Annotated in this window: 28 protein-coding genes, 1 tRNA gene and 1 pseudogene; 10 read left to right on the forward strand and 20 right to left on the reverse strand. The window is 47.2% G+C overall.

Annotated elements, in window-relative coordinates; genetic code table 11:
• Positions 1 to 2: 2 nt before the first annotated feature.
• The 5 genes from EYB58_RS11230 to EYB58_RS11250 all read left to right on the forward strand — a co-directional run bounded on the left by EYB58_RS11230 (position 3) and on the right by EYB58_RS11250 (position 4,505).
• Positions 3 to 1,031: a succinylglutamate desuccinylase/aspartoacylase family protein gene (locus EYB58_RS11230; RefSeq protein WP_111952902.1), complete on the forward strand. Its 1,029-nt coding sequence runs from the start codon at positions 3 to 5 to the stop codon at positions 1,029 to 1,031.
• A 273-nt stretch (positions 1,032 to 1,304) separates the two neighbouring features.
• Complete coding sequence (locus EYB58_RS11235) at positions 1,305 to 3,032, forward strand: aldehyde ferredoxin oxidoreductase C-terminal domain-containing protein (protein WP_111952905.1); 1,728 nt, start codon at positions 1,305 to 1,307, stop codon at positions 3,030 to 3,032.
• A 77-nt stretch (positions 3,033 to 3,109) separates the two neighbouring features.
• On the forward strand, positions 3,110 to 3,427 hold the full coding sequence (locus tag EYB58_RS11240) for a MoaD/ThiS family protein (protein ID WP_111952908.1): 318 nt from the start codon (positions 3,110 to 3,112) through the stop codon (positions 3,425 to 3,427).
• Positions 3,424 to 3,663: a MoaD/ThiS family protein gene (locus EYB58_RS11245; RefSeq protein ID WP_111952911.1), complete on the forward strand. Its 240-nt coding sequence runs from the start codon at positions 3,424 to 3,426 to the stop codon at positions 3,661 to 3,663. Before EYB58_RS11240 ends, EYB58_RS11245 begins: the two co-directional genes overlap by 4 nt.
• On the forward strand, positions 3,660 to 4,505 hold the full coding sequence (locus EYB58_RS11250) for a ThiF family adenylyltransferase (RefSeq protein ID WP_111952914.1): 846 nt from the start codon (positions 3,660 to 3,662) through the stop codon (positions 4,503 to 4,505). The genes EYB58_RS11245 and EYB58_RS11250 overlap by 4 nt, the downstream gene beginning before the upstream one ends.
• A gap of 2 nt (positions 4,506 to 4,507) precedes the next feature.
• Here EYB58_RS11250 and ftsY read toward each other — a convergent pair whose 3' ends face one another.
• Positions 4,508 to 5,596 carry a signal recognition particle-docking protein FtsY gene (gene ftsY, locus EYB58_RS11255; protein ID WP_242637631.1) on the reverse strand — a complete coding sequence of 363 codons (1,089 nt, stop codon included), beginning with the start codon at positions 5,594 to 5,596 and terminating at the stop codon, positions 4,508 to 4,510.
• A gap of 390 nt (positions 5,597 to 5,986) precedes the next feature.
• Here ftsY and EYB58_RS11260 point away from each other — a divergent pair, with 390 nt between their 5' ends.
• Positions 5,987 to 7,402 (forward strand): GGDEF domain-containing protein, encoded by a 1,416-nt coding sequence (locus EYB58_RS11260; RefSeq protein WP_111952920.1) that lies wholly within the window; start codon positions 5,987 to 5,989, stop codon positions 7,400 to 7,402.
• A 17-nt stretch (positions 7,403 to 7,419) separates the two neighbouring features.
• Complete coding sequence (locus EYB58_RS11265; RefSeq protein WP_111952923.1) at positions 7,420 to 9,513, forward strand: 6-phosphofructokinase; 2,094 nt, start codon at positions 7,420 to 7,422, stop codon at positions 9,511 to 9,513.
• Here the strand turns inward: EYB58_RS11265 and EYB58_RS11270 are convergent.
• Positions 9,488 to 10,048: pseudogene (locus tag EYB58_RS11270) on the reverse strand (hypothetical protein); the annotation flags it as partial. The gene EYB58_RS11265 and the pseudogene EYB58_RS11270 sit on opposite strands and share 26 nt — an antisense overlap.
• A 389-nt stretch (positions 10,049 to 10,437) precedes the next feature.
• Here EYB58_RS11270 and EYB58_RS11280 point away from each other — a divergent pair.
• A complete protein-coding gene (locus EYB58_RS11280) occupies positions 10,438 to 10,764 on the forward strand; it encodes a hypothetical protein (RefSeq protein WP_242637329.1) in 327 nt (108 codons plus the stop codon).
• Positions 10,765 to 11,010: 246 nt separating this feature from the next.
• Positions 11,011 to 11,316 (forward strand): hypothetical protein, encoded by a 306-nt coding sequence (locus tag EYB58_RS11285; RefSeq protein WP_111952925.1) that lies wholly within the window; start codon positions 11,011 to 11,013, stop codon positions 11,314 to 11,316.
• 161 nt (positions 11,317 to 11,477) lie between these two features.
• Here EYB58_RS11285 and ahbD read toward each other — a convergent pair whose 3' ends face one another.
• Genes ahbD through EYB58_RS11305 form a run of 4 tightly spaced genes read right to left on the reverse strand, consistent with a single transcriptional unit; the run spans position 11,478 to position 16,496 of the window.
• Positions 11,478 to 12,587 (reverse strand): heme b synthase, encoded by a 1,110-nt coding sequence (gene ahbD / locus EYB58_RS11290; protein WP_111952927.1) that lies wholly within the window; start codon positions 12,585 to 12,587, stop codon positions 11,478 to 11,480.
• Positions 12,587 to 13,564, reverse strand: coding sequence for a porphobilinogen synthase (gene hemB / locus EYB58_RS11295; protein WP_111952929.1), 978 nt, complete (start codon positions 13,562 to 13,564; stop codon positions 12,587 to 12,589). The genes ahbD and hemB overlap by 1 nt, the downstream gene beginning before the upstream one ends.
• Positions 13,564 to 14,754 (reverse strand): 12,18-didecarboxysiroheme deacetylase, encoded by a 1,191-nt coding sequence (gene ahbC / locus EYB58_RS11300; protein ID WP_111952931.1) that lies wholly within the window; start codon positions 14,752 to 14,754, stop codon positions 13,564 to 13,566. The genes hemB and ahbC overlap by 1 nt, the downstream gene beginning before the upstream one ends.
• Positions 14,751 to 16,496: an AAA family ATPase gene (locus tag EYB58_RS11305; protein ID WP_111952933.1), complete on the reverse strand. Its 1,746-nt coding sequence runs from the start codon at positions 16,494 to 16,496 to the stop codon at positions 14,751 to 14,753. Before EYB58_RS11305 ends, ahbC begins: the two co-directional genes overlap by 4 nt.
• Before the next feature lie 45 nt (positions 16,497 to 16,541).
• Between EYB58_RS11305 and EYB58_RS23190 the strand changes: the two genes are divergently transcribed.
• Positions 16,542 to 16,682, forward strand: a complete 141-nt coding sequence (locus EYB58_RS23190; protein WP_163354367.1) for a hypothetical protein — start codon at positions 16,542 to 16,544, stop codon at positions 16,680 to 16,682.
• Between the two features lie 93 nt (positions 16,683 to 16,775).
• Here the strand turns inward: EYB58_RS23190 and EYB58_RS11315 are convergent.
• The 14 genes from EYB58_RS11315 to kdsA all read right to left on the reverse strand — a co-directional run bounded on the left by EYB58_RS11315 (position 16,776) and on the right by kdsA (position 25,982).
• Positions 16,776 to 16,860, reverse strand: a tRNA-Leu gene (locus EYB58_RS11315).
• Between the two features lie 17 nt (positions 16,861 to 16,877).
• The gene (gene secG / locus EYB58_RS11320; protein WP_111952937.1) at positions 16,878 to 17,174 is read right to left on the reverse strand and encodes a preprotein translocase subunit SecG; all 297 of its coding nucleotides are present in this window, start codon (positions 17,172 to 17,174) and stop codon (positions 16,878 to 16,880) included.
• Positions 17,175 to 17,186: 12 nt separating this feature from the next.
• Positions 17,187 to 17,954, reverse strand: coding sequence for a triose-phosphate isomerase (gene tpiA, locus EYB58_RS11325; protein ID WP_111952939.1), 768 nt, complete (start codon positions 17,952 to 17,954; stop codon positions 17,187 to 17,189).
• An 11-nt stretch (positions 17,955 to 17,965) separates the two neighbouring features.
• Positions 17,966 to 18,973 (reverse strand): type I glyceraldehyde-3-phosphate dehydrogenase, encoded by a 1,008-nt coding sequence (gap, locus tag EYB58_RS11330; protein ID WP_111952941.1) that lies wholly within the window; start codon positions 18,971 to 18,973, stop codon positions 17,966 to 17,968.
• A 66-nt stretch (positions 18,974 to 19,039) separates the two neighbouring features.
• Complete coding sequence (locus EYB58_RS11335; protein WP_111952943.1) at positions 19,040 to 19,459, reverse strand: PTS sugar transporter subunit IIA; 420 nt, start codon at positions 19,457 to 19,459, stop codon at positions 19,040 to 19,042.
• A gap of 10 nt (positions 19,460 to 19,469) precedes the next feature.
• Positions 19,470 to 20,351 (reverse strand): RNase adapter RapZ, encoded by an 882-nt coding sequence (gene rapZ / locus EYB58_RS11340; RefSeq protein WP_111952945.1) that lies wholly within the window; start codon positions 20,349 to 20,351, stop codon positions 19,470 to 19,472.
• 2 nt (positions 20,352 to 20,353) lie between these two features.
• The gene (locus tag EYB58_RS11345; protein ID WP_111952947.1) at positions 20,354 to 20,812 is read right to left on the reverse strand and encodes a PTS sugar transporter subunit IIA; all 459 of its coding nucleotides are present in this window, start codon (positions 20,810 to 20,812) and stop codon (positions 20,354 to 20,356) included.
• Positions 20,813 to 20,826: 14 nt separating this feature from the next.
• Positions 20,827 to 21,360: a ribosome hibernation-promoting factor, HPF/YfiA family gene (gene hpf / locus EYB58_RS11350; RefSeq protein ID WP_111952949.1), complete on the reverse strand. Its 534-nt coding sequence runs from the start codon at positions 21,358 to 21,360 to the stop codon at positions 20,827 to 20,829.
• Between the two features lie 13 nt (positions 21,361 to 21,373).
• Positions 21,374 to 22,816, reverse strand: coding sequence for an RNA polymerase factor sigma-54 (gene rpoN / locus EYB58_RS11355; RefSeq protein ID WP_111952951.1), 1,443 nt, complete (start codon positions 22,814 to 22,816; stop codon positions 21,374 to 21,376).
• 2 nt (positions 22,817 to 22,818) lie between these two features.
• Positions 22,819 to 23,541, reverse strand: coding sequence for an LPS export ABC transporter ATP-binding protein (lptB, locus tag EYB58_RS11360; protein ID WP_111952953.1), 723 nt, complete (start codon positions 23,539 to 23,541; stop codon positions 22,819 to 22,821).
• Positions 23,542 to 24,096, reverse strand: coding sequence for an LptA/OstA family protein (locus EYB58_RS11365; protein ID WP_111952955.1), 555 nt, complete (start codon positions 24,094 to 24,096; stop codon positions 23,542 to 23,544).
• On the reverse strand, positions 24,065 to 24,652 hold the full coding sequence (gene lptC / locus EYB58_RS11370; RefSeq protein ID WP_111952957.1) for an LPS export ABC transporter periplasmic protein LptC: 588 nt from the start codon (positions 24,650 to 24,652) through the stop codon (positions 24,065 to 24,067). The genes EYB58_RS11365 and lptC overlap by 32 nt, the downstream gene beginning before the upstream one ends.
• A complete protein-coding gene (locus tag EYB58_RS11375) occupies positions 24,649 to 25,164 on the reverse strand; it encodes a KdsC family phosphatase (RefSeq protein ID WP_111952959.1) in 516 nt (171 codons plus the stop codon). Before EYB58_RS11375 ends, lptC begins: the two co-directional genes overlap by 4 nt.
• The gene (kdsA, locus tag EYB58_RS11380) at positions 25,161 to 25,982 is read right to left on the reverse strand and encodes a 3-deoxy-8-phosphooctulonate synthase (protein ID WP_111952961.1); all 822 of its coding nucleotides are present in this window, start codon (positions 25,980 to 25,982) and stop codon (positions 25,161 to 25,163) included. The genes EYB58_RS11375 and kdsA overlap by 4 nt, the downstream gene beginning before the upstream one ends.
• Positions 25,983 to 26,142 lie beyond the last annotated feature (160 nt).

Here is a 26,142-nt window from a genome sequence, read left to right on the forward strand (position 1 = left end):
TAATGACAACTGAAGAAAGGCTTGGGATGCAAACTGAGATCACTATTGCTGATACCATTGTAAAACCAGGGACTCGGGCGACTATTCATATTCCTGTACCCCGATTATACACCCATACCCCAATGACCATGCCCATTCATGTTATCCACGGTAAAAGATCCGGGCCAACTCTGTTTATTTCAAGTGTGGTTCACGGGGATGAAATTATTGGTATTGAAATTATCCGTCGTTTACTTGGTTTAAAAAAGCTTAATCAGCTAAAAGGTACTTTGCTGGCTGTTCCTGTTGTGAATGTTTATGCGTTTATACATAACTCACGTTATTCTCCTGACCGAAGGGATCTGAATCGTTATTTTCCAGGATCTGAAAAAGGTTCTTTAACCTCCCGGCTTGCAAACGCCTTTATGAAAGAGATTGTTCAGCGCTGTGATTATGGTATTGATTTGCATGCCGGTTCCAATCACAGAGAGAATTTACCCCAAATTCGGGTAAACTTTGATGATGAGCAGGCTATGGAAATGGCAAGAGCATTTCAAGTCCCGGCAATTATAAATGCAAAAATAAGGGATGGCTCCTTGCGTCATGCTGCTTTTGACAAGAATGTGAGCACGGTTCTTTATGAGGCAGGAGAAGCGCTTAGATTCGATGAAGTGGCGATTAAAGCAGGTGTCCGGGGAATTACAGCGACCATGACGATAATAGGTATGCTGTCCAGACCTGCCCGGAAAAAGAAAATAATAGAAACCCTGTTTGTCGAAGATTCCTACTGGGTTCGTGCCCCTGCCAGTGGTATTTTGCATATGGAAAAGCCCCTTGGAAGCCGGATCACTAAAAATACCCGTATCGGCTTCATTGCAGATCCTTTTGGCGGGGATGAGATTGAGGTGTTTTCTGATGTTTCCGGTATGGTTATCGGGCGTCTTAATCTACCGCTTGTCCACCAGGGCGATGCGATTATTCACATTGCTTCGGTGGAAAAACTCAAAATGATTACACCTGTGATAAGCGATTTTAAAGAAGAGCTTGAGTAGCTTTTTTCTTGAAAATACCTAAATCACATGTGTCGGAATTTGTCCGTATAGGTTAGATATTTCTTTTAACGCCTATTTACATCAACCCCTGATCTTGAAAAATAACTTATTCTCCGTGGTGTTGAAGTTTATAAAATATTAATGATTTTAAATAGTTGACATGGAATTTTCTAAATTTTAATATAGAAGACAGTGTAGAACAGGGCCACGTTTTTTAAACAGATAATTATGAAAAAGGCTGGCCGATTAAAAGATAGAATCAAGGAGCACCTCATGTCACAAATATTAAGAATAAATACCAGGGAAAAAACCTATTCATTTGAAACACCGGCCGAAGATATTGCAAATCTTGGCGGACGTGCCCTGACGTCGAGAATGATTTTAAATGAAGTCCCTGCCACATCCCACCCTTTAAGCAAGTATAACAAACTGGTCTTTGCACCGGGGTTGTTATCCGGCTCTCCTGCTGCCAACTCAGGACGGCTTTCCGTGGGTGGAAAATCTCCGTTGACCGGCGGCATTAAAGAGAGTAACAGCGGTGGTCTTGTTTCCCAGAAACTGGCACGCCTCGGGATTAAAGCCCTGGTTTTGGAGGATAAACCTGAAGATGACGGGTTTTCCATGATTGTTATTAAAAAAGACAGTGTTGAGTTCCTTGCCGCAGACGAATATGCGGGTGTATGCAACGGGGATATGATCACAAAGCTCTGGGACCGGTTTGGAAAACGTGTGGCCACCGCAAGTATCGGGGTTGCCGGGGAACAGCGCCTGACATCGGCATCCATCCAGTTTGCCGATCCCAAGGGACATCCTGGCCGGGCAGCCGGTCGCGGTGGTCTTGGGGCCGTAATGGGGTCAAAGAAGATCAAGGCCATTGTGGTGGATGACAAAGGTACGGACCGTGTGCCACTCCATGACCCAGAAGCCTTTAAGGCCGCCAATAAAAAATGGGTGGAACTGCTTACGTCTCATCCGGTTTCAGGCCAGGGTCTGCCTATCTACGGTACCGCCGTTCTGGTCAATGTCATTAACGAAGCCGGTGCCATGCCGACCAAGAATTTCAGGACCGGACGATTTGAATATGCCCAGGATATCAGTGGCGAAACCATGGCAGCCAACATTGAAAAACGCGGTGGAGTTGCTGCGGAAGGGTGTCATCCGGGCTGTGTGATCAAATGTTCTCAGATTTACAATGACAAGGACAATAACTACCTCACCTCGGGGTTTGAATATGAGACCATCTGGGCTTTTGGCTCCCATTGCCTGATCAAGGATCTGGATGATATTGCCATGATGGACAGACTGTGTGACGATTTTGGCGTTGATACCATTGATACGGGTGTGGCCATAGGCATTGCCATGGAAGCTGGCATTATTCCCTGGGGAGACGGCAAAGCGGCCATAGAACTGCTTAGAAAAGTGGGTACAGGCGATCCCATGGGCAAAATTATCGGAAACGGTGCCGCTTTTACCGGTCAGGCCCTAGGCATTGATCGGGTGCCGGTGGTAAAACGCCAGGCACTGCCGGCCTATGACCCAAGAGCGGTCAAAGCCGTAGGTGTTACATATGCTACATCCACTATGGGCGCAGATCATACCGCAGGATACGGTGTGTGCCAGAATATTTTAGGCGTGGGCGGTTCCATTGATCCGTTGAAAAAGGACAATAACGTGGAAACCTCCAAGACCCTGCAGATCGCCACCGCAGCCATTGATGCTGCTGGGTTGTGTTTGTTCGTGGCCTTTCCGATACTTGACAATCCCGAAGGTCTGCAGATGGTTGTGGATATGATCAATGCAAGGTATGGCCTGAGTCTTGTGGTTGATGATGTAGCAAGCCTCGGTATTTCCATTCTAAAAGATGAGCTGGAATTTAACCGCCGGGCCGGTTTCACCCCAAAGGATGACCGTCTGCCCGATATGTTCAAGGAAGAGGTTGCCCCGCACAATACCACCTGGGATTTCACAGATGAGGAACTTGCCGAAGCCGTAAAATTTTAATTTGTTTTAACCGTTTTCCGGGGCAATGCCGTATAGTCTGCCCCGGAAATTTTTTATTTTAGGTGGTTGTAAATCACATGACCAGTGTACTTTTTAATGCGTTTTCATTTTTACAGAAAAAACTTAAAGCGCAAAATATTCCTTGTGTAAATGCTGTTCTTGATTTAGAGGACGGTCAATGTGTAAAGGATCTTTTAGACGGTCTGGGAATAGCGCCCCAGGAGATTGAAGGGGTATTTGTTAACGGGAAGATCGCCCCCCTTGACACCCTGCTTCATGACGGTGACCGGATTGGGGCTCTGCCGCCGGGTACCCCCGGGCCATATCGACTTCTTTTAGGGCTTGTCTCTTCCCCCAATAAAGAATCAGACGAAAAACCGGACAGCATTAAATGAAAATAGAAATCAGACTTTTTGCCACGCTTGCTTCCTATGCCAGCCATGGGGAGATGGATGCTGACGCTTGTCTCAGTTTTGATGGCCCTGCCACTATACGGGATGCGGTCCAGCGTTTAGGTGTCCCTGAGCAAGAGATTAAGCTGGTGTTTCTCAATGGGGTTGGCGTGTCCCTGGATTCTTCTCTAAAAGACAAAGACCGTGTGGGAATTTTTCCCCCCATTGGGGGCGGATGATGCCAACGGATCATTCACTGGAATCCAGGGCACGGATTGAAAAAGACAGCCGGGGTGAAAGCTGTCGCGTCATTTGTGAACAGGACCTTCTGGAATTGTCTCAAATTTTGAATATCCCGTTGCATCAGATGTATCTGCAAAGCATGGAAAAGGGTATTGTGCCTTTGCGTTATCTTCGCAACATGCCTTCCATCACTTTAAAACAGCAAATCACCCTGCAAACGTCCCAAGTGGCCGTGGTTGGCGCAGGCGGCCTTGGTGGCTATGTTATAGAAGGCCTTTGCCGCCTGGGAATCGGCGCGCTTCACATCTTTGACCCGGACGCTTTTGATGAAACTAATCTCAACCGTCAGGTTTTTGCAAGGCAAAATACTTTGGGCTATCCCAAGGTCCAGGTGATGCAAGAATGCTGTCGCCTGATCAATCCTGCTGTACAGATTACGGCCCATCAAATTGCAGTGAAGGGTCAGACTCAGGATGATCTGTTTGCAGATGTCCAGGTGATTGTTGATGCCCTTGATACACCAGGTGACAGATTGACCCTGGCTGCCATTGCCGGTAAATGCTGTTTACCTTTGGTACATGGGGCCGTTGCCGGATTCGGGGGGCGGGTGATGGTCATCCATCCCTTGGATGGGCGTATGGAAACGCTTTATGGCGGCCAGGAAAACGCCTGTTCAGCCGAACACCTTTTAGGTACGCCGGTTTTGTCTCCGGCATTTATTGCATCATTTCAGATGATGGCTGTGCTCAATATCCTTTTTGGAAAAAATCAGTCCAGAGACAGCCGGATGATCTATGTGGATATGGAGAAGCCATCCCTGGATTTTTTTGAGTTTTAGAATCAGTCATCAAACAGCGCATCGATAAAGCGTTTTGCATCAAATTCCTGCAGATCTTCGATGGCCTCACCCACACCGATGTAGGCAATGGGCAACTTCATGGTGGATGACACTGCTGCCACAATCCCACCCTTAGCTGTACCGTCCAGTTTGGTGACACTCATCTGGGTTAGTCCCACGGCCTTGTGGAAAATATCTGCCTGGGAAAGGGCATTTTGGCCGGTGGTGGCGTCAATGACCATCATTACATCATGGGGTGCACCCTTGTATTTTTTATCCACAGAGCGCTTGATCTTCTTTAGCTCTTCCATGAGATTTTTCTGGGTGTGCAGCCTGCCTGCCGTGTCAATGAGCACCACATCTGCCCCCCTTGCCATGCCCGCCTCAACGGCATCGTAGGCAACTGCGGCAGGGTCTGCCCCTTCTTTGTGCCTGACAATGTCCGCACCGGCGCGCCGGGCCCAGATTTCAACCTGTTCAATGGCTGCGGCCCTGAACGTGTCTGCCGCTGCAATCAAGACTTTTTTGCCTTCGGCTTTATATTTCATGGCCAGTTTGCCAAGTGTGGTTGTTTTGCCGGTTCCATTAACACCTACCATCATGATGACATAGGGTGTGGGAATGGATGGGGCAGGGGGGCCGGGTTCATGGAAAAGGGTGAGCAACTCATCTTTGAGCACCTGACGAAGTTGATCAGCCGTGGACAAACCACGGCTTTTTTTCTTGATCCGCGCCATCATGTCCATGGTGATGTCAATGCCAAGATCAGAGGTGACCAGGCGTTCTTCGAGATTATCAAACAGGTCGTCATCTATGGATTTGGCCGAGGAGAACAGTTCTGTGACATCCGTATTTAAAACAGTCCGGGTTTTGGCCAGACCGGATTTAAGTTTTGAGAGCAGTCCTGTACCTTCGTTGATTTCTGGCTTTTTTTGAACCGGTTCTTCAGTCTGGACATTTTGCTGGTCTATATCCGGTTCTATACCCGGCTCAGGTTCCTTCGCCGGTGCCTTATCCATGGCGGATTCCCCGGGCAAGACCGGCTTTTCCCCCACAAAGTCCTTTGCCTTTTTAGATTCATCTGACCGCAAGTCCGGTCCTATGTCTGGTTGCAAAGAAGGTTCCGGAGAACTTGGCTCTTCTTGGGGTCTATTTTTTTCTGAAACGGGTTCTGTCTCAGGGGTTTTCTTTCTCTTCTTAAAAAAGCTGAATACCACCCTTGTATCTCCTCATTGGGTTTTAGGGACCCGGCGCAAAGTCTGTAGCATTTATTTTTTCCGAGTTCCTAATCATGTGTCTTAATTTGTTGATTTTAAATCCTGATTTGCCAATCGGCTAAAATCCGGGTTAATATGTGGCATCTTTTACAATTTTTAGCAGACGCAATCAAGCCTTGGGTCTGTTAAATTAACTTTACTTTCCTTGTCTCACTGGTTAAAAGTAAGCAACCATTATAAGTCGTTTAAATTTGGGGATACATTATGGCCGAACAACGCGACGATAAAACTGACCAATTACAAGCTGAAATAATTAAATTAAGAACCCAGAAGGATCGCCTGCTCAAGGAACTGGATGCCGTCGAGGCACAGTATGGAAATCTTGATAGCCTTTACAGAAGGTATTTTCCCATTATTTTAGATGTGCTTTCCCGGGATGGAACGGCATTGGGGAACGCCTGCAACCAGCTGGGTGCGGCCATGCGGAAAAAAGCTTCCCCGGCTAAAATTGAGTACATTTTCGGTCAGATCAAAACCGCCATGATCCAGGAAGATATCGGACCTGCTGTTGCCAAAAAAAAGAAAGGTTTTTTTTCCTCTCTTCGGAAAAATTCATCCGAAAATCAGGTGCTGGACAATCTCAGGCAAAGTTACCAGGATGTGGTGAATTATTTGAAATCCAACCTGGATAAAAAATATACCGGAAAATTGGAATCAATTACTTCAAATCTGATTAAGATAGAAGAAATACAAGAGTTTGAAGAGGTTCGGGAAAATATCTTTTCTCTTATTTTTAATTATATTTCAGAAACTAACCAGGATCGGGAAAAGGTGAATGCCTTTATCCGGGATATCGTGGCAAGGATTTTTGAAATTGAAAAGAGACTGGCCTCTTCCTATGAGCACACAAGTTCTCTGCTTTCCTCAAATCAGGGTTTTGAATCCATCTTAAATAACGAAATGGTTGGGATCAAAAATTCATTTGATGCGGCTGAAAGTCTAGATGATTTACGGGTAAAGATTTCTACGGGGCTTTCTTCCATTGAAAAGGCATTGCAGAAAAAGCAGAAAGTGGACCAGGCCATTAGTCGGCTGGCTAAAAAAAGCAAGACCTCCTTTACCTCTGGATTTGCAAAACTCAAGCAAGAGTTGCAGGCTGCCACAAAATATTCCGAAGCGCTGGAGAAAAAACTCAACGAGGATCAACTGACCGGTGCCAAAAACCGCAGGGCCTATGACAAGAAAATTGGGGAGGAGATGGACCGGTTTCTGCGGTATAAAAATATTTTTTCCCTTTTGGTCATTGACGCGGATAAATTTAAAAATATTAATGATACCTATGGACACGCCATTGGTGATAGGTGTCTGCAGGAAATTATTAAACGGACCCAGCCTTTATTAAGAAAAAGTGATATGCTTGCCCGGTATGGCGGCGAAGAGTTTGCTGTCATTATGCCCGAGACAGATACAAAGGGTGCAATGAAGGTTGCGGAAAAAATCCGTCAGACCATAGAAAAAATTGAATTCCTGTATAAAGAGCAAGCCGTTAGGGTTACGGTCAGCATTGGCGTTTCCTGCATCAAGGAAGGTGATACGTCCCCAACGGATTTATTTGAACGGGCAGATATGGCTGTATACAAGGCAAAGGAAAATGGTCGAAATCAGGTTATGGCACAGTAAAAAAATCTGGAGTAATAATGGAATACAACACCCTGAATATCCCCTCCGACCTGCGGGTCCAGGCGATTCAAACCATGAATGAGGACAGCAAGGAAGCCCTGGCAAGACAACGGTTTTCTCCTGAAAAAATAGATATTTTTAATGAATCACATACATCTCTTGAGACATTGAATGAATACCGTTTTTTGAAAGATACCGAGGCCGAACGTATGCTGCCGGGAATTATCAATAATCGCGTACAGCAGGTGATTATAAATCCTAACCCCGATGAAAATGTAAAGTTGGGATTTTCAAAGCCGCGACATATCGGTGTGGTTTTTTCCGGTGGTCCGGCTCCGGGTGGGCACAATGTAATTGCAGGCATCTTTGATGAGATGAAACGTTTCAACAGCGCGTCAAAGATGTTCGGGTTCATAAAAGGGCCTGAAGGGATGCTTGAAAATCGGTATATTGAGATCACTGCAGGGTTGGTGGACACCCACCGGAACATGGGCGGTTTTAACATGATTAAAACCGGGCGGACCAAAATTGATTCCGGCAGCAAAATGGAATTGGCCCTGACTGTATGCAAGGGATTGAAGCTGGATGCATTGGTGATCATCGGTGGGGATGATTCTAATACCAACGCCGCTTTTCTGGCCCAGCATTTCAAATCCTCAGGGATAAAAGTCATTGGTATACCTAAAACCATTGACGGCGATATCCAGGTAAAAACAGAAGACGGCAAGGTCTTGTGCGCCACCTCCTTTGGATTTCATTCTGCGGCCCGGGCTTTTGCACAAAATATTGCCAATCTGGCCAATGACGGCAGCTCCGACATTAAATACTGGCATGTATGCAAGGTCATGGGCCGGGTGGCAAGCCATCTTACGCTGGAGACAGCGCTTCAGACCCATGTGAATATCGCCTTGATCGGTGAAGAGTTAGCTGACTATGTGGACCAGGAGCGTATGTCCAAGGCCCGGGAGCAGGGCGAACAGATTGATTATAACGCCTATGGGATGACCCTGCGCCATCTGTCCCGGATGATCTGTGACATTATTGTCCGGCGGGCCGCATTCGGCAAAAATTACGGACTGATGATCATTCCCGAAGGCATCCTGGAGTTTATCAATGAAATCCAGTTGTTCATCACAAAACTCAATAAAATTATTGCAGATTATAATAGAATCCATGACTTGGATTTCCACAGGTCATTTCCCACCCTGAACGAAAAATTGGATTATCTGCGTAGGATTTCCCAGGGCATGATGGACAAGGGCCGGTTTCCCATATGGAATATCCGGGATGATGAACTGTTCAACCAGCTGCCCGGGTTTTTCAGAGAAGGGCTTCTGGTGGAAAGGGATCTTCACGGCAATTTCCAATTTTCCCAGGTTGAAACCGAGAAGATCATTATGGACATGGTTAAAGAGTATCTGGATGTGCTTCGGGAGCAGGGGCGGTACAAGGTTGGTATTCTTCGGGATGACTATGTTTCGCTTATGGATGATGCGGGCATGGATCCCGAATTGTTTGCCCCAACATTATTTAAGAACCCCCAGGATAAATATGTACTGGTCAAGCCGGATATCATCTCCCTTAAAACTCTGAAGCTTGCCCTGGTCAATGCGGGTATGCTGGATTCTGAAGAAGAAACCCCACAGATTTTTGTAAACATATTTAAAAAGTCCCAGGCCGAATTTAAAATTCAGACCCATTTTTACGGGTATGACGGCCGGGGCACTGATCCAACCTATTTTGACTGTTGTTATGCTTACAACTTAGGACTTACGGCCTTTCATCTGATTGCAGGCGGTGCCACAGGCCAGATGGCGGCCATTATCAACCTGGAAAAAGAGATTGACCAGTGGCAGCCGGCCGGTATCCCCATTGCCCGGCTTATGCACCTTGAGGAACGCAAAGGACGCCTGGAACTGGTCATGGAAAAAAGCATTGTTGACCTGGAATCCAACGCCTTTAAGGTGTTCAAGGCGATCAGGGAGGATTGGGTGGCGGCCTGTGCCTGTCCTGACCGGTTCAGAAATCCGGGGGCCATCGGATTTTCAAAAGAGATGGAAGAGGACCGGCCTTTAACCCTTCAGCTCAACGCCCTGCAATTTCAGGAATAGACCTGATATTGGGGGGGGGCGTGGTCAAGTCGGTTTCCGGAATGACATACCCGCCGTACTCTGTGCCGGGTGCGCCCCAGTTTAAAAGGGCGATCATGGTGATACTAACATTGTCGGAAAAATTATAAACAACCCGGGGTAACAACATGCCTGATCCATCGTGGAGGTTGACGATGGGGGTGATGTTGATGTATGCGTTGACCAGGGGATGGATCTCCAGGTTGACATTGGCACTGGCATACCATCTGCCCAAAGCAAAAAGTTCGCCTCTGTCCAGGCGATCTGAAACTGCCGGGTCCAGCAGTTTTTGGCTGTGATCATTGTCGGAAAGTCCGTTGTAATACAGTTCCACATATCCGTACCAGTTCCTATTGACCCATATCCAGGAATAATCCAGGTTGACCATACCGGAGATGTAAAAAGAGCGTCTCCGGCTCTTTAAGTTTTGACTGGGACAGCCTGGTGATTGTTTCTCCGTCCAGAATAATTTCGCCTTGTTCGAGTTCTCCAGCCCGCCCATCAGATTGAGCAGTGTGGTTTTACCCGACCCTGAAGGCCCTGCAAGCGCACAAAACGCCCCCTTTTCAACACTAAGGACCGCAGGTTAAATAACTTGAACGAAATAGCTTACCTTTTGGCCCATCTCCTTCGTTGCATTAAAGGCCCAATAGGCCTGCTATTCAACCTTTAATGCGCCTTGTCGATGAACCAAAATTCGGCGTTCTTTCTGCCCAACTTATTTAATCTGCGGTCCTAAGGGACACGTGGTCCAAGGCATGAACCAGCACATTGCCCTGTTTATAGATTTTACTGACACTTTTGACTTCAACCATATTCATTGAATGCCCTATATGTCATCTAGCAGTTTGATTTTGAGGCTTATTTTAATATATACTAATTCCCAATTCACGGATAGGAGAGGCTATGCCGAAACGTTCGTTTAGTATTCGCACCAAGCTCATTGCAATTTTTGTATTGATAAAAGGCCTTCCTCTGGTGGCTTTGCCCTGGTTTTCCTGGAATGTTATTTTAGATTTGGCAGATACATTGAAAAAACAGACCGAGCAGGTGGCCCAGGATGCCAATACGCTGGTTGGGGGCATTGCGGAGATGGCGACAAGCAATTCGATTGAGGCATTGGATGACCGCTTGCGGGAAGCCATTGAGCGCCTGACCACAGATACGGCAAGGCATGTGGCCAATTTTTTATACGACCGTGATGTGGATATCCGTTTAGCCGCCCGGATTTGATGGATCTTTATTTGTTTTGAGCATTATTAGAGATATAGAATTTATATATATAGAAATAGATGTCCCATAAGAAGTTAAAAATATCAATGGTCTTTTATAAATGATTTGACTTTACGTGGCGACCCTCCAATAATAATCCATCTGCAACAATAACCCGATGCAGCGAATAAATCATCAACCTTTGCGCTTTAGGGCTGAGTGACTTGTTGCAACCAGATTTTAATTCTATATAAAAAGGAGAGGCGAATGAAAAAAACAAAACCAATTTACTTTGTCATTATGATCATTCTGCTTTGTTTTATTTTGCCAACCATGAGTCCTGCGCAACCGGGCTATGATTCCGGTCGTCACGACGGCCGTGACAAAGGTCGTCACGACCGTCAACTTCAAGAATGCATTGATCGTTGCTATCATAGGAAAAACAAGTGTGTGCGGCACAGCCGCCACAAAAAACACTGCTACGATGAGCTTTATCGCTGCAAAAACAAATGCCTTCACAAGTTCCGGGGAGACGGCCACTGGTACGACGACCGAGGGCAACGAAAAAGATAATTACTCTGATAAGCTTTGGTTTATCCGCTTCTTTTGGCAGTCAGGACGGCTGACTGCCAAAAGATTTAGCGCCAAGACCTCACCCTGCCTGACACCGCGTTTGAACGAAAAAATACCCATCTGCAACTCTGCAGATGGGTGCTTTTTCGTTCAAATACTATTTATTTTTTATGCTGGATCGGCTGGTATGTACACAAAGGTTCCTCGGCCAGGTAATTGCCAGTGGCCTCATATGCCCTGGCCCGGCATCCGCCGCACACCTGTTTGTATTCACAGATTCCGCATTTGGGTTCAAGATTGTTGAAGTCCCGTAATTTGTTGAACACCTCTGAATTTTCCCACACATCCTTAAAGTGCTGGGTCTTGATGTCCCCACAGGTAACGTCTAAAAAACCGCAGGTCTGTACCCGGCCCACATGGGAGATGAAGCAGAAACCGGTTCCTGCAAGACAGCCCCTTGTGACCGCATCAAGTCCATGGGTTTCAAAGCTGACTTTTTTGCCTTCAGCCTTGGCGCGCTGGCGTAAAATCCGGTAATAGTGAGGGGCACAGGTGGCTTTAAGCTGTAAAGATGTTTTATCCCGTTGGTCGTAAAACCAGTTCAGGGTTTCTTCATACTCCTTTGCGTCAATGGCCGTATCCACGATATATTTGCCCCGGCCCGTGGGCACCAGAAGGAAAATGTGGTGGGCCGCAGCCCCTAATGATTCTGCCAGAGCAAGGATAGCTGGAATTTCATCAAGATTGGTTTTTGTGATAACGGTATTGATCTGAAATTCCAGTCCGGCCGCTTTGGCTGTTTTTATGCCGTTTACTGCCCTGTCAAAGGCTCCGTCAAGGCCCCTGAACTCATCATGGGACGCTGCAGTAGAGCCGTCCAGGCTCACGGAGATACGTTTGATGCCGCTTTTTATAAGGCGTTTCACATTGTCTTCATTGAGCAGGGTGCCGTTGGGGGCCATGACCATGCGAAGGCCGATTTTGTCACCATAGGCGGCAATCTCAAAGATGTCATCCCGGAGCAGCGGTTCGCCGCCGGTGAGAATAATGATGGGTTGTCCCACTTCTCTGATCTGATCCAGAAGTTTGAAAGACTCTTCGGTGGTGAGTTCGTCATTGTATGCGTGGTCTTCAGCCGCGGCCCGGCAATGTTTGCAGGTCAGATTGCACCGGCGGGTTGTCTCCCAGGCCACAAGGCGCAGGGTATTGTTTTTACCTGGGGCGTGAGGGGTGCCATGTCCCGGAGGGAATTTTCCGTGGGGGTGTACCATCAGCTATTCAACTCCCTTGCCACATCAATGGCTGAGTAGGTCATGATAATATCGGCCCCGGCCCGTTTGATGGACAACAATGCTTCCATGATCATGGCTTTGCCGTCCACCCATCCCATCATTTCAGCCGCCTTGATGATGGAGTATTCTCCGGATACATTATATGCGGCCACAGGCAGATCAATTTCTTCTCTTACTCTGTAAATGATATCCAAGTAGGAGAGCGCCGGTTTTACCATGATGATATCCGCACCTTCTTGAATGTCCATGGTGGCTTCCCGGATCGCTTCAAGGGAATTGGCCGGATCCATCTGGTAGGTTTTGCGGTTCCCGAATTGGGGTGCGGATTCCGCAGCTTCCCTGAAAGGGCCGTAAAAGGCAGACGCGTATTTCACTGCATAGGACATGATGGGCACATGGGAAAACCCCTCGTCATCCAGGGTGCCTCTGATTTCAGCCACGCGACCGTCCATCATGTCGGAAGGGGCCACCATATCGGCACCCGCCTGCACATGGGAAAGCGCCGTTTTTGCAAGCAGATCCAGGGTGGAATCATTGTCAACGGTGCCGTCATCCATGACCATGCCGCAGTGACCGTGATCCGTGTATTCACACAGGCAGACATCGGTGATCACGGTTAGATCCGGTACCTGTTCTTTAACGGCTGAAATCGCTTTTTGCACGATACCGTCATGGGCATAGGCCTGGGTGCCAAGACAGTCTTTTTTATCGGGAATACCGAACAGCATGATGCCCGGGATGCCTGCATCTTTGGCTTGCTTTGCCGTGGCGACAATGTGATCGCAGGAGAGCTGGAACTGGCCGGGCATGGAATTGATGGGCTTTTTAACGGATTTGCCTTCAACCGCAAAAAGGGGAAGAATCAGATCGTCTCTGGAAAGTTTCGTCTCCCTGATCATCCGTCGGAAATTGGCCGTGGCCCGAAGCCGTCTGCCTCTGTATTCGGGAAACAGCATTATACATTCTCCTTTTTGATCTCTTCATCCGTAAGATAACAGGCAGGATCAGAATCCCAGGGATCATTGGCAACGGATTCGGCCCTGGCCCTGAAATTACCTGCACAGATATCCAGCCACCGGCATTGGGCGCATCTGCCTTTGACGTGTTTTTTCTTTTCTTTCATTTTCATCAAAAATTCGTTTTCAGGATCTGTCCAGAGTTCGCTGAAGGGTCTGTCCTTGATGTTGCCGAAACTGATCTCCCGCCAGAACTGGTCCGGGTGGACTTCACCATCCCAGGAGATGCAACCGATGCCCCGGCCCGAATTGTTGCCTTCGTTCATCTCAAGCAGTTCGAGTACTTCGGCGGCCCGTTTGGGGTCTTCCTTGAGTAGCCGCTGGTACAGGTAAGGACCGTCTGCATGGTTGTCCACGGTAAGGACCTCCTTGGGCTTGTTGCGGTCGTGAAGGTCCTTTGTGCGGTCCATAATCAGGTCAAGTACCTGGCGGGTTTCCTCGTGGTTTAAATCCTCCTTGGCAATTTCCTGGCCGCGGCCGGAGTAAACTAAGTGGTAAAAACAGGCTCTGGGGATATTTTTTTCTTCCAGCAGATCAAAAATGCCCGGGATGTCCTGTACATTTCTTTTATTGATGGTAAATCTCAGCCCCACCTTAATACCTGCTTCCTGGCAGTTGTCAACGGCCTGCAATGCTTTTTTATACGCGCCGGCAACGCCCCTGAATTTGTCATGGGTGGCTTCAAGTCCGTCCAGGCTGATCCCCACATAGGAGAGCCCCACATCTTTGAGCTGCTTTGCCTTCTCTTTGGTGATCAGGGTGCCGTTGGTTGAGATAACAGCCCGCATGCCCTTGGATACGGCATACTGAGCATATTCCACAAGGCGTGGATGCATCAGCGGTTCCCCGCCGGAAAACAGCAGCACCGGTACCCCAAATTCTGCCAGGTCATCCATCATGGCAAGACTTTGTTCGTGGGTCAGTTCATTGTCATAGGCAATATTTTCAGACTGGGCATAGCAGTGAACACACTTCAGGTTGCATCGCCGGGTCATATTCCAGACCACCACCGGCTTTTTGTCTTTTGAGAACTGAAGCAGATGAGAGGGTAATTTGCCTGAATGTCTTGAATAGCGTAACGTATCCGAGGGTTCCACCGTGGCGCAGTAAAGTTTTGAAATTCCAATCATTTTATCTCTTTTCTGATAAGATCGTTGAGGTAAGTTTCGTGGTCGGTTAATGCATCTTTTGACAGGGAAAATCTTGTTTTTCCTGTCTTTTCCCGGATCAGATTAAATCCGTCAAAAAAATCCGTGTATATTTTTGAAAGAATCTCATCCGTGGTCGCGTTGTGCTCTATAAACTGCTGGATGAAAAAATCCGCGGCATCTTCTTCGAACACGACATTTAAATCATAGTTTTTGGATATTTCCAATTCCATCTCTTTGACGTTATCATAGAATTTTTTGACCTGTCTAACCGCATCATCTATTTCCATGACATGGGCCGTATAATACTGAACCACCATTTTTGTGCGAATCTGCGTTAAGGTCAGGCCGTGGCGGATGGAAAAGATTTTCCAGTTCTTTTTTACATATTCATTGATATGATTTGAAAAAAGGATCAACGCATGGTTATATTCGGCCGCGTATTTTTCTTTGTCATTGCCCTGGACAAGATCCTTTAACACTTGTTCGGGGTGTCTCAGCACCTGTTTGGTGACTGCAAATTGACCGACGGATTCGGAAGGTAGTTTTTCTTCAAAGCAGAGCATGGCGTCTTCAATCACGGATACAAGCCCCCGGGCACCGGTATTTTCCTTGTGCGCCCTTTCCGCCAGCTCATCTAACGCCTCGTCGGTGAACAGCAGATCAATCCCATATGATTTAAAATCAAGGCGTTTGCTTAAGATCACCGGGTTGTTGGGCATTTTCAGGATGTCGTAAAGATCTTTTTGGGTCAGTTCGTCCAGGACACAGCGCACCGGTACCCTGCCGATAAATTCGGACTCAAATCCGTAGGCCACCAAATCCTCTGACCGGGTCTCTTTTAAAAGCTCATTGTCTTTTCTGGTATGACTGAGCGAGGCACCGAACCCGATGGCCTGTTTGCTCAATCGTTTCTTCACCACATCCGTCAAACCTGAAAATGCGCCTGACAGGATAAACAGAATATTGGCGGTATTCACCCGTCTGGCCGAACGTTTCCCGGTTCTCTGGAATGCCTCAAGCTCCTGCATCATGGATACGGGATCATGGGGCACCTTTAGATCTACGTCGGTCTCTTCCATGGGCTTGAGCAGGGCCCGCTGGACGCCTGTCCGGGATATCTGAGCACCTAAAACATTGGGGCTGGCAGCTATTTTGTCCACTTCATCTACGTAAACAATACCACACTCAGCAAGTTCAATGTCATCCTTCGCTTCTTTGACCAGATCCCGGATCAAATCCTCGACATCCCCACCCACATATCCGGTTTCGGAAAATTTGGTGGCATCGGCTTTGACAAAAGGCACCCCTATTTTTTTGGCGATAAGTTTGATCAGATAGGTCTTGCCAATACCGGTGGGGCCGAGTAGCAGGATATTGCTTTTAATATTACCCGTGATCTTGAATGGTTCCGTGATCATGGTTTCCTGGTGACGGATTCGGTTGAAATGAGTGCATATTTTTGTGGCAAGTACGGATTTAGCCTTGTCCTGCCGGATAACGTACTGGTCTAAGTAACTGATCAGTTCCTTAGGCTTGATATTAAAATCAATCAGTTTTTTTTTGCCCGACTCAGGTGTTGTGCCGGTAATGGTCTCCTGCTGGGGCTGGATGGAAGGTGTCAGAATTTTAACATTTCCACCAAATCTTTTGTTCAGAAATTCCCCAAGCTCTTTTTCAATTTTTTTCGGGTCAGGCCCGGTGGCATCATTGTGATAAGTCATAATTATTTATAATAAGCTTGTCTGACCATAATTCAAGGAGATAGTGTGACGGCCTATTTCTTTTTTTCCTTAAAGTATTCACAGGGCTTTCCCGAAGACTGGAATACTGTGACACTGGGCAGTTGGCGGCTTTTAAACCCCAATGCCCTGCATCCGTTTGGGTGGGCCGGTTCCCAGGTGACATAAAAAAATCGGCACTTGTAACAATTTCTTTTATCGTCTTCGTTCATAGCAGCCTATAAAAAAAGCCGCGGCATAATTGCCGCGGCTTTGAATTTTTGGTGCCGAAGGGGAGATTTGAACTCCCACGGGTCGCCCCACACGCCCCTCAAGCGTGCGTGTCTACCTATTCCACCACTTCGGCAAAAAAATTGTTTTTATTCATTCTGCTGCCGGTATCTGCTGTCCTGCTGGCGCAGATGCGTCCTTCATGACACTGGACTGTGACTGATGCCCTGACATATAGGCCAAAGTTAGAGATGTGATCATGAAGATAATGGCCACGGCCGTGGTAATTTTGGTCAGGATGTTTGCTGGGCCTGCTGCTCCGAAGAGAGCCTGGCTACCTGCACCACCCATGGATACGCCCATTTCTGCGCCTTTACCGGTCTGCAATAGCACAACAAGTATCAAAAATATGCAAACGCTAACGTGTATTGTCACTAAAATACTAGTCATATTATAAAGTGTCTAAAACCTAATAATTTTATTAAAATCTTCCGGGTTCAGGCTCGCGCCGCCAACCAATGCACCATCTACATCTTCAAGTTGCATCAGGTCTTTGATGTTGCCGGGTTTTACCGATCCGCCGTATAAAATCCGGATTTTTGCAGCCAGATCTTCTGCGTATTTTTCCTTGAGCAGGGTTCTTAAAAATCCATGCACTTCTTTAACCTGCTCGGGTCCTGCGGTCTTTCCGGTACCAATTGCCCATACCGGCTCATAAGCCAGGATAAGAGAATCAAGTTCCTTGAGATCAAAGCCTTTTAACCCATCTGATATCTGTTTGTCAAGAATAAAAAACGTTTTATCAGCCTCTCGCTGGCTTTCCGTCTCTCCGATGCACATCACCGGGATTAGTCCTGCATCAAGGGCGGCCCGAATCTTAAACCCGACAATTTCGTCTGTTTCACCAAAGTACTGTCTACGTTCGGAATGGCCGATAATGACGTAGTCAGCGCCAGCATCCCTGATCATTTCTCCGGACACTTCACCGGTAAACGCCCCTTCCTTGCCTGGGTAAATGTTCTGGGCCCCCAGTCGGACCGGGGAATTTTCACCCAAGGCGGCAGCGACCAAGGGCAAAGACAATGCTGTGGGGGCAATCATAATATCAACGCCTTGAGCCCCCTTGCTTAAGTCTGCCAGCTGTTTTGCCGCAGCAACAGCCTGGGTACCGGTTTTGTACATTTTCCAGTTGCCGGCAATCAATGGAGTTCTGATCGCAGTTTCTGTCATTTTTTCCTCCTTTAAAGGGCGTTGCCCACCATGTCAGCCAGATCAACCATGCGGTGTGAGTAACCTGCCTCGTTGTCGTACCAGGAAAAGATTTTTACCATCTCGCCATTGATGACATCCGTGCAGGCGCCATCAACAATGGAAGACAGTGGGCAGGAATTATGATCAATGGATACCAGGGGCGTGTCGAAATAGCCCAGATATCCCTTAAGGTTGGTTTCAGATGCCTTTTTAAGGGCTTGGTTTATCATTTCCTTGGTCAGACCTTTTTTTTCGGTGGTGATCACGAGATCCACAAGGGATACATTGGGTGTGGGTACCCTCACGGCAAGGCCGTTGAGTTTACCTTCAAGCTCGGGCAACACCAGGGAAACCGCTTTGGCGGCACCTGTGGTGGTGGGAATTATGGACAGGGCGGCGGCCCTTGCCCGGCGCAGGTCCTTGTGGGGAAAATCAAGCAGGCGCTGGTCACCGGTGTAGGAGTGGATCGTGGTCATAAGCCCGCATACAATACCGAAATTCTCCAGTAGCACCTTGGCTACGGGTGCCAGGCAGTTGGTGGTGCACGATGCATTGGACAGAATATGATGGGCACCGGGATCGTAATCTTCATGGTTTACGCCCATGACAATGGTGACATCCGGATCTTTGGCAGGCGCTGAAATAATAACTTTTTTGGCTCCGCCTTCAAGATGCTTGCCTGCGGTTTCGCGATTTCTGAAAAGACCCGTGCACTCCAGAACAATATCTACACCGGCATCCGCCCAGGCAATCTGCGCAGGATCTTTTAACGCGGTTACCAAAATCTGTTTTCCATCCACGGCAATGAACCCTTCTCCATGTCTGATCTCGTTAGGCAAGCGTCCGTGGACAGAGTCATATTTGAGTAAATGGGCAATGGTTTCGGTGTCTGTTAGATCATTAACGGCCGCAACGTCAATTGCATCATTTTCCAAAGCAGCCCGAAAGACCATGCGTCCGATTCTGCCGAATCCGTTAATTCCTATTTTTACAGTCATTATTAGCCTCCTTCAAAAATGAAAATGATGTCCACACCCGAAAGGGGAAAACGAGCATGGTGCAGGTTAGGATAAGGACCGTCTGGTCCCTTTCAGGATGTCGCTGGCAAGGGAAATGCTTTTTTTCCCGTGTTCAATCAGGGCTGCAGTCAATGCTTTAATCTCCATCTTCTCTCGGCTTGTTACGGCTTTGAGAAGAATGGGCAGGTTGACGCCTGAAATCACCTCCACCTTTCCTTCTTCAAGAAAGGCATAGGCCAGGTTTGAAGGTGTACCCCCGAACATGTCGGTTAAAATAATAACGCCATTTTCGCAATAGACCTTTTTAATACCCCGTTTAATTTTATTTCGTAAGCTTTCCGGATCCTGTTTGATGTCTATGGATATGGCTTCAAGTTTTTCTTGCTTGGCCCCCAGAATGAATTCTAGGGTATCAATCAATGCTCCACCCAAATTCGCATGGGTGACAATTAAAATTCCCGTCATAGTTTGCCTGTTATGTTTCTTTGATATCTCTGTCAATATCTCTGTGTTGCAAGCTTGGGTTCAAACCCTTTTTCATCAGCCGTTCAAATACGGCTCGGGAAATGGCGACACTGCGGTGGCGGCCACCGGTACAGCCCAAAGCTAATGTTAGATATGCCTTATTCTCCTTTTCGTATAAAGGAATGAGATAGTCAATGAGATTGTTATATTTTTTTAAAAAGGTTTTTGTCTCCGGATTTTCCAGAACAAATTTTTTTACCGCATCGGATTCTCCGTTATGGATTTTGAGCTCCGGCACAAAATAGGGATTGGCCAGAAACCGCAGATCCACCACAATATCCGCATCCACCGGGATACCGTATTTGTAGCCAAAAGACATTATGTTCAGTTTCATAATGCTTTTGAAACCGGTCTCCTTGGACACAAGACGCTGTATTTCTGCTTTAAGCTGATGCACATTGAAATTAGTAGTGTCAATGATCTGGTGGGCCAGTTTGCGGATGGCAGCCATCCCCTGTTTTTCAGACTTGATGCTGTCCAAAAGGTTCTTTTCATCTCCCAGAGGGTGGTGCCTTCGGGTTTGACTAAACCGTTTGACCAAGGTTTGGGTATCCGCTTCAAGGAATATGATGACCGGAGAAAACCCCATTTCTTCTAAAGCAGAGACGCCTGAAACAAACGTATTTGTAAAGGTTTTTGACCGCATATCCATCACAAAGGCTGCACCCTTAACCTTGGCGCTTTCTCCTAACGGAAGTTCAAGCACCTTTGGCACAAGTTCCATGGGCATGTTGTCAATGCAGTAAAAGGATGCATCTTCAAATGCCTGGGCGACAGTTGTCTTCCCGGAACCTGAGATGCCGGTGATGATATAAACCTTGAGGTTTTCCATTGTCAAAATTCTTCGTCATTCTCCAGAATGATTTGATGAATCTGTTCGGTTGAACCTGCCGATAACAGTCGTTCTTTAAACTGAGCCATTTTCAGCAGCTTTGAAATCTGGGCAAGAACTTTCAAATGCCCCCCTGTGGAATGTTCGGGTGTTAAAAGCAGAAAGAAAAGATGGACCGGTCGGTTATCCAAAGAATCAAATTCGATTCCTTTGATGCTGCGCCCAAATCCCACAGCAATAGATTTCACCGTCTCCAGTTTGCCGTGGGGTATCGCGATTCCACCGCCGATGCCTGTGGAACCTAAATGTTCCCGTTCCAGCAGGACTGCTGTAACATCTTCGATTTCGGCCCCTGCCACGGGTGAAACAGCCCGGGACAGTTCTTCTATAGCCTCCGATTTGTTTTTGGCTTTCAGGTCTGCGATAATAGCGTCCAGCTTTAGAATGTCACTGATTTTCATTGGTTCCGACCATCCTATCCTTGGGGAGCGATTAGTCCCAATTTTCCGTTATTATGTTTATAAATCACATTGACTTGTTCTGTGCGGGCATTCGTAAATACATAAAAAGATTTTTTGCCCGATTCCAGTTCAATCACCGCGTCTTCAATGTCCATGGGTTTTGTTTCAAGAGGCTCTTCAATAATATCGACCACGTCTTTGGGTAGTGGTTCATCTATGCTGAACTCCCGGGTATCGGTCAGGCTTGTCTTATTGCCTGACATGTGTTTTTTTTCTTTTTCCTTGTGTTTTGTGATTTGGCCTTTGATTTTATCCGCTAAAATATCAATGGTGGCATACATGCTTTCGGACGCTTCCTTTGCATGGATGTTAAGCGTCCCGCTGGTTAAGGTGAGTTCGGCAATATGTCTTATTTTTTCAACGCTTAAGACTACATTGGCCTCGGCCGGACCATCCAGCATCTTGTCAAACCGTTTAAGTTTTTTGTGTACATAGGATTTCAGGGAATCAGATGCTTCTATTTTCTTGAACGTGATGGTAACCTGCATAGATTAGCTCTCCCTATAGTTGTTTTCGTTTATTGGACGGCAGAATATTGAGCACCTTTCTGTATTTTGCCACGGTTCGCCGGGCAATCTGAATGTCTGACTCCTGCAGAATTGCGGCGATTTTATCATCACTTAAAGGTGCGTTGGGATCTTCATTGTCAATGAGTTGTACTATTCTCTCCTTGACACTGGCCGATGCCATGGAAGGCCCATCACCGCGCCCTATGGAACTATTGAAAAAATATTTCAACTCAAACAGTCCCTGGGGGGTGTACGCATATTTGTTAGTGGTCACCCGGCTGATCGTAGACTCATGCATTTCAATATCTTCGGCAATATCTTTTAAAATTAAAGGCCGAAGATAGGCAATGCCCTTCTCAAAAAATTCTCTTTGAAATTTTATGATGCTTTCCATGACCAGATAGATGGTTTTCTGGCGTTGATGAATGGATTTTATCAGCCAGGAGGCGGACTGCATCTTTTCATTAAGATAGGTCTTGGTTTCCTTGGGGATTTTTTTGCCGGTGGCCACAGCGTCCCTGTAGAATCTTGAAATTCTTAATTTGGGAAGGCCGTCATCGTTCATAACAATTTTGAAGTCATCACCGATTTTGTAAACGTAAATGTCAGGGGTGATGTAGGCGGGTTCATCTGTAGTAAATTTCCTGCCGGGTTTGGGTTCAAGAAATTGAATAATTTTCACTGCGGCCCGTACATCATCAACGGAAATTTTAAGGGCCTTGGCAATTTTTTTGCTGTTCCTGTTTTCCAGATTTTTTAGATGATCCGTAATGATCCGGGTGATGATCTCGTTTTCAATGCCAAGTTGCCGGACTTGAATCAAAAGCGTCTCGCACAGGTTTCTGGCACACACCCCGGGGGGGTCAAAGGTCTGGAGCACAGCCAGCACCTTTTCAACGGTTTGGATGTCGGCCTTGGCGGCCTGGGCCACTTCCTCCACGTCGGCGCATAAATATCCGTCCCGGTTCAGATTGCCAATGATGACGTGACCAAGGCGTTCCTCTGTGTCCGGCAGATCCGAAAGCATCAACTGCCACTTCAAATGCGCCTCAAGGGTTTGTTTCTCAGAGGTGAAAGCCTCGTAATTGGGGGCTTCGCTGTTTTCAGACTCCGTGTATATTCTACCGGTGGAGTTATATTCATTAATATAGTTTTCCCAATCCGTATCCGAGCGCACCCGCTCTTCAATCGTAACTTCCTTGACAGGGGCTTCGGTTTCGGTTTCCCGGGTTTCGGTTTCCTGGGCAGTGATGGCTTTGTCAGAGGTTTCATCAATGGAGACTTCGTCAAGCGCCGGATTTTGCTCCATTTCCTGCTGGATCATTTCGGCAAGTTCAAGCCGGGATAGCTGAAGCAGTTTGATGGCTTGCTGGAGCTGGGGTGTCATGACCAGCTGTTGAGTCAATGCAAGGCTTTGTTGTAATCCAAGTTCCATGATTAAAGTCTAAAGTTGTCTCCCAGGTAAATTCGTTTGGCTATTTTGCTTGAAATAATTTTTTCCGGCGGACCTGATTCCATAACCACGCCCTGGCTCATGATGTAAGCTGTGTCGCATACGCCTAATGTTTCCCTGACATTATGGTCGGAAATTAATATTCCGATGCCTTTGTTCGTAAGCTGGGATATAATCTGCTGGATGTCAATGACAGCCAAAGGATCAATACCGGCAAAGGGTTCATCCAGCAGGATGAACAAGGGATCTGTTGCAAGCACCCTTGAAATTTCCAGACGGCGTCTCTCTCCACCGGATAAGGAGGCAGCCTTTTGACCGGCTAAGGCCAGTATCCCCAGTTCTTCCATCAGGTTTTCGGCTTTTTGGTTGATATTCGTAACTTTTTTATCAATAACCTCCAGAATGGCCGTTATATTTTCCTTGACGGTCAGTTTTTTGAATATAGACATCTCTTGGGGTAGGTAACCAATGCCCTTTCTTGCCCTCACATACATGGGGTCTCGGGTAATATCCTCCCCGTCAAGATGAACAGTTCCTTTTTCCGGCCGGATCATGCCAACGGTCATATAGAAGGTGGTGGTCTTGCCGGCACCGTTAGGGCCCAAAAGCCCGGTCACCCGGCCCTGGTCCACACTCAAGCTGACCTGATCCACTACGGTTTTACCGCCATAGGTCTTCACAAGATTTTCCAGTACCAATCGACTCATCTATAAAGACCCGTCTTGGTCTTCGGCATCAAAAAAGGCTTCAACCTTGGTTTTTTCTGTACTTTCCACAACCACCCGGTTCTGGACCTTAAACAGGGTGATCTTTTTGCCGGTGATCCAGCTTTTTCCCGTAAGCAGACGGGCTTGTTCCCCGGTGAGTACCAGTATCTCATCTGCAGTGTCATAATCCGCCTGATCTGAGAATGCTTTGCGTTCCCCTTCGGTATATTCCACATTGCCCGTGGCAAGAATTCGTTTAACGTTTGACTGGCCTTCCTTTTTAGTCTTTGAGGTATGGAAAAACACCTTGACCGAATCTGCTAAAAGCACACTGTCTGCCCGAACTGCTTTCACTTTTCCCATGAATTCCACCATGGACTGGTCTTTGCTGGCGATCATTTTATCCGAAGTGATTTTCAGGTCAGCCGGCGGCTGCTGTTTATCAGCGGTTTTGTTTTCCTGGGCTGCCAAGGATACTTGTGTGAAAAGAGACAACAGTATCAGCAATAAACCCAAAGAGATATTATAATATGTTGGAATTCTGACTATTTTCACTAAAATTTCCTTCTACGTGTCCTTTTAAGATGATCAGATTCTGTTCTAGCAGGATTTCCATGCTGTCAGCTTCTATTACGGAATCTTCGTCATCAACTGTAACCCTTAAATCTGAGCGTATTATATGTGCTTCTTTGGCATAATGCAATGTTTCACTTGTCAGGGTGTAGTGCTGATACTGGATAGTGACATGCCTTGAAAAGGTCATGTCATGGGTCTTGGTGTTGAGCTCTCCCTGGTCTGCTGTGAGGTGAACTTGGGTATTCTGCTTTGTGTAGAAAATAATGTCCACATCTTTGAGTACAGCCTTGTTTCGGTCTTTGAGCAGGGTGGCACTGGATGCTTTGAGCTTCCATTCGGTGATGCCGTTTTTTTTGGAGATCTGTTCAAGTGCGTTAAGTTTAAGCGCAGCTTTGTCATCCACCTCAATATTTTCAAGTTCAATGGGTGTGGTGAGCAGGTGGTTGATGTAATAATAAAGACCTAACCCCGCAAGAATGAGGCCTAAAAGCAGAACTATGGGAAGTATCAGCTTTTTTTTGCCGCCGCGGCTCATGATAGAAACCTTGAAACAGACGTCTCCCAAAGGCCTTTGGCTTTGAGGATGGCTTCACAGACCTGGCGGACAGCCCCTTTTCCCCCGGGCAGATCCGTAATCATATGTGCCTGGGTTTTAACTTCAGCCGGGGCGTCGGCCACGGTAAAAGCAAATCCGGCCCGGGTCATGGCCGGCAGATCGATCAGGTCATCTCCCATGAATGCAATCTGTGCCAGGCTTATTTGGGTGCTTGCAGATATGGATGCCAATGCCTTGGCCTTGTCGCTGGTACCGTCAAAAACCAGGGTGATGCCTAAATTGTCGCACCGATGGCGCAGGGCTCCGGAGACCCTTGCCGTTACAATCCCGACGTTAATGCCTGCCTCCATGAGCAGGCGGATGCCAAGGCCGTCTTTGGCGTTAAAGCTTTTGATCTGTTCCCCTGTGTCTGTATAGGTGATGCTGCCGTCGGTGAGCACCCCGTCCACATCTAACAGCAGCAGCCGGATATTTGCCAATTGTGTTGTCATAGGGATTGTCCTGCAGCTTTTCTAATATTGACCAGATGGGTCAAAAGGTTTTTCATCTGATCCAGGGGAATGGAGTTCGGTCCGTCGCACAGGGCTTTGTCCGGATCGGGGTGGGTTTCCATGAACAGGCCGTGGGCACCGCAGGCCACTGCGGCCTTAGCAAGGGGGGCGACAAACTGTCTTTCCCCTGCCGATGCATTGCCGCTGCCGCCGGGAAGCTGAACGCTGTGGGTGGCATCAAAAATCACGGGCATGCCCAATTCCCGTAAGGTATGTATGGATCTGAAATCCACCACAAGGTTGTTATACCCGAAACAGGTGCCGCGTTCCGTAATGGCAATGTCCCGGTTCCCTGTGGATTTGGCTTTTTCAACAATATTCTGGCAGTCGGCCGGCGCAAGAAACTGGCCCTTTTTGATGTTCACGGGTTTGCCTGTCCTGCAGGCCGCTAAAATCAGGTCTGTCTGGCGGCATAAAAAGGCTGGAATCTGGATGATGTCGAGCACTTGAGCCGCTTTTTCAGCCTGGTCAGGCAGGTGGATATCCGAAATGACGGGGATGCCCAGTTCTGTTTTAATCTGTTTTAGGATCTTAAGGCCATGTTCCGGGCCAGGTCCCCTGAAGGACTGGATGGACGTGCGGTTGGCCTTGTCATAGGAGGCTTTGAAAATATAAGGGATACCTAAGTCGCTTGTGACCTGTTTCAGGTATTTTGCAATGCCAAGGCTTGTGTCTAAGTCCTCTATTACACAGGGGCCGGCAATGAGAAAAAAATAATTTGGGTCGTTCCGGGTCAGGTCAAAAAAAAAGTTTGTCATAGGGCATATCCTTAAAACGAGAAAAATAATGATCACCCTAATTATTATTCGTCCGGGTAAATGTCAAGATGGATCAGTGCCAGGGAAAATTCCTTGATAAGAAAGGCGTTTGCTGATATCTTAAGTTGATTTTTAATGTAGCCGTCTAACGTCTTGAAAA

It is taken from the genome of Desulfobacter hydrogenophilus, assembly GCF_004319545.1.
Classification (GTDB): Bacteria; Desulfobacterota; Desulfobacteria; order Desulfobacterales; family Desulfobacteraceae; genus Desulfobacter; species Desulfobacter hydrogenophilus.